This is a genomic window from Bacteroides sp. CAG:633 (assembly GCF_000435115.1).
In the GTDB taxonomy this organism is placed as follows: Bacteria; Bacteroidota; Bacteroidia; order Bacteroidales; family Bacteroidaceae; genus Bacteroides; species Bacteroides ndongoniae.
In genome coordinates this window covers 1-3,380 of sequence record NZ_FR882989.1, presented here as the reverse complement: position 1 = coordinate 3,380, position 3,380 = coordinate 1, and the positions used below count along the sequence as shown (strand labels likewise).

Genomic DNA, 3,380 nt, shown 5'->3' with positions numbered 1-3,380 from the left:
CTCACGAGCCGTACTTGCATTACTCACGAGCCGTACTTGCACCGCTCGGACAAGACAAAAAACACAGCTTCGGCCCACGCGAAAGCCTCCGGCCGAAGCCAACAGACAATAATAACCTAAAAAGAACGGACGTTATGAAAAAGAGTGTTTTACTAATGTTTACGCTGTTGGCCATGTGTCTGACAGCTCAGGCGCAGAAGTTCGCACTGATCGACATGGAATACATCCTGAAGAACATCCCCGCCTACGAAGAAGCCAACACCCAGCTCGAACAGGCCTCGCGCCAGTGGCAGGCCGAAGTGGACAAACTTGCCCAGGAAGCCAAAACCCTGTACGAGAACTACCAGAACGCCGGCAGCAAACTGACCGACGCCCAACGGAAACAGAAAGAAGACCAGATTGTAGAAAAAGAAAAATCGGCCGCCGAACTGCGACGCAAATACTTCGGCCCCGAAGGCGAACTGGCCAAACAGCGCAACGAACTGATGCGCCCCATACAGGACGACATCTACAACGCCGTCAAGCAGATTGCCACCCAGCAGGGATATGCTGCCGTCATCGACCGCGCCTCGGCCAGCAGCATCATTTTTGCCTCGCCAAGCATCGACATCAGCAATGAAGTCCTCGCAAAGATGGGATATTCAAATTAATTTCATAAATTTGCTACCGATAGCCGGAACAACTGGTTAACACTGAAGAAGAAGAGAATAATAATCATTAAAACAATAAACGTTATGCTTAAAAAATTCGCACTTGCCATTGCATTGTTCGCACTCCCGCTGGGAGCTATGGCACAACAGAAGTTCGCTCACATGAACTCACAGGAAGTTATCACCGTAATGCCCGAATTCACTAAGGCACAGGCCGACCTCGACGCACTGGCTAAACAATACCAGAAGGAAATGGAAACCGGTGAAGCCGAACTCAACAAGAAGTATCAGGAATTCCTGCAACAGGCAGATTCACTGCCCCAGAACATCGCAGAAAGACGTCAGAAAGAAATTCAGGACATGGCACAGCGCCAGCAACAATTCCAGCAGGAAGCTGCACAGGCCATGCAGAAAGCACAGACCGATGCCATGGCACCTATCTACAAGAAGCTCGATGAAGCCATTCAGGCAGTGGGCAAGGCAGAAGGCGTAATCTACATCTTCGACCTGGCACGTACTTCCATTCCCTACATCGGAACAGAAAGCATCGACCTGACAGCCAAAGTCAAGACACAACTGGGCATCAAATAACAAGCCCCTCCTTACATTACTCACCACAGACCGCCACCGGCCAGCACACGCCCACATCCTGCGGCAACCCGTGCAACAGCCGCGACCGTCTGTGGTGAATTTGTTTTAGTACCACTATGAAACAGAACCTCCCCACCACGCCCGGCCCCATCGGCGTCTTCGACTCCGGATACGGCGGACTCACCATCCTCAGCAAGATTCGCGAGGCACTGCCCCAATACGACTACATCTACCTGGGCGACAATGCCCGTGCCCCTTACGGCACACGCTCGTTCGAAATCGTCTACCAGTTCACCCTGCAAGCCGTCACCAAACTCTTCGAAATGGGATGCCACCTCGTCATCCTGGCTTGCAACACCGCCTCGGCCAAAGCCCTGCGAAGCATCCAGATGAACGACCTCCCCACGCTCGACCCCACCCGCCGTGTGCTGGGCGTCATCCGTCCCACCGTCGAGTGCATCGGCAACATCACTCGCAACGGACACGTAGGCATACTGGCAACAGCCGGCACCATCAAGTCCGAATCCTATCCCCTCGAAATCCGCAAGCTCTATCCCGACATCAGCGTCAGCGGCGTAGCCTGCCCGCTATGGGTATCGCTGGTGGAGAACAACGAAGCCACCGGCCCCGGTGCCGACTACTTCGTGCGCAAGTACATCGACCAGCTGCTCACCCTCGACCCGCTGACCGATACCGTCATTCTGGGTTGCACCCACTACCCGCTGCTGCTGCCCAAGATACAGCAATACATGCCCGCCCACATCCGCACCGTGGCCCAGGGTGGACTCGTAGCCGAAAGCCTGAAAGACTACCTGCACCGCCATCCCGAGATGGACGCCCGCTGCACCCGTCAGGGCACCTGCAGGTATTACACCACCGAAGCTACCGAGAAATTCTCCGAGTCGGCCTCCACTTTCCTCAACCAGAAGATAGACGTGCAACACATCACACTGGAATAAATCAGTCCCGCCGGCAAAAGCTTTTCACTCAAACCCTTGTTTTTCTCACAAACTGCACTAACTTTGTGGGAAAAACCATCAAATTCATAATAATATGAAAGAAAAAGACACAAGTAAACTCATCGAAGTGTTCAAGGGTTCCCTGTGGGAAGCCGAACTGGTGAAAAGCCTGCTTGGAAACGCAGAAGTAGAGTGCGCGTTGAAAGACGACATGGTGGTGAACGTAGCCGTGCCCGCTACCGCTATCGACGTAAGTGTGCTGGTCAACGAGAAAGACTTTGAAGCGGCCATGGAAGTGGTGCGCGAATACGAAAAGAAGAAAATCGCAGAATAACCCTGCACACAACCATCCAGAATCACAAATAATGAATCGACTGACAAGAATAGCCGTCAAGATAGGCAGCAACGTACTGACACGCCGCGACGGCACACTGGACATTACACGCATGTCGGCACTCGTCGACCAGGTAGCAGCCCTGCATAAGGCAGGCACCGAAGTGATTCTCGTTTCCTCTGGAGCCGTCGCTTCAGGGCGAAGCGAGCTGTGCCCGGCCAAACGGCTGGATAGCGTCGAGCAGCGCCAGCTGTTCTCTGCCGTGGGCCAGGCCAAACTCATCAACCGCTATTACGAGCTCTTCCGCGAACACAAGATAGCCGTAGGCCAGGTGCTCACCATGAAAGAGAGCTTCGGCACACGCCGCCACTACCTGAACCAGAAAAGCTGCATGACCGTCATGCTTGAGAACGGTGTCATCCCCATCGTCAACGAGAACGATACCATCGCCGTCAGCGAACTTATGTTCACCGACAACGACGAACTCAGCGGACTTATCGCCACCATGATGGACGCACAGGCCCTCATCATACTGAGCAACATAGACGGCATCTACGACGGGCCGCCTTCCGACCCCGGCTCGGTAGTTATCACCGAGATAGCCCACGACCGCGACCTATCCGACTGCATACAGGCATCGAAGTCCAGCTTCGGACGCGGCGGCATGCTTACGAAGACCAACATCGCCCGCAAGGTGGCAGCCGAGGGCATCACCGTCATCATAGCCAACGGCAAGCGCGACAACATCCTGAACGACATCGTGGACAACGAAAACGCACGGCTGACGGCTCCGGCCGACAGCCAACCGGCAACTCCGCTGCCCCACCCCGACCTGCTGTACACCCG

At 54.6% G+C, this 3,380-nt stretch carries 5 protein-coding genes; all 5 read left to right on the top strand.

Going from position 1 to position 3,380, the window contains the following annotated elements; all coding sequences use genetic code 11:
• The first annotated feature begins 134 nt into the window (after nt 1-134).
• The gene (locus QVP67_RS02085) at nt 135-650 is read left to right on the top strand and encodes an OmpH family outer membrane protein (RefSeq protein ID WP_022161900.1); all 516 of its coding nucleotides are present in this window, start codon (nt 135-137) and stop codon (nt 648-650) included.
• Between the two features lie 84 nt (nt 651-734).
• Entirely contained in the window at nt 735-1,241 is a 507-nt protein-coding gene (locus QVP67_RS02080) for an OmpH family outer membrane protein (protein WP_022161899.1), read from the top strand.
• Between the two features lie 116 nt (nt 1,242-1,357).
• A complete protein-coding gene (gene murI, locus QVP67_RS02075; protein ID WP_022161898.1) occupies nt 1,358-2,200 on the top strand; it encodes a glutamate racemase in 843 nt (280 codons plus the stop codon).
• 94 nt (nt 2,201-2,294) lie between these two features.
• Nucleotides 2,295-2,534 (top strand): DUF2007-related protein, encoded by a 240-nt coding sequence (locus QVP67_RS02070; RefSeq protein WP_022161897.1) that lies wholly within the window; start codon nt 2,295-2,297, stop codon nt 2,532-2,534.
• Between the two features lie 31 nt (nt 2,535-2,565).
• The coding region (gene proB / locus QVP67_RS02065) for a glutamate 5-kinase (protein ID WP_288179808.1) at nt 2,566-3,380 on the top strand (815 nt) is incomplete at its 3' end.

Bases quoted from the DNA above. Each gene is read 5' to 3' on its own strand.
- QVP67_RS02085 (WP_022161900.1), top strand. From the start codon at position 135: ATGAAAAAGAGTGTTTTACTAATGTTTACGCTGTTGGCCATGTGTCTG.
- QVP67_RS02080 (WP_022161899.1), top strand. From the start codon at position 735: ATGCTTAAAAAATTCGCACTTGCCATTGCATTGTTCGCACTCCCGCTG.
- murI (WP_022161898.1), top strand. From the start codon at position 1,358: ATGAAACAGAACCTCCCCACCACGCCCGGCCCCATCGGCGTCTTCGAC.
- QVP67_RS02070 (WP_022161897.1), top strand. From the start codon at position 2,295: ATGAAAGAAAAAGACACAAGTAAACTCATCGAAGTGTTCAAGGGTTCC.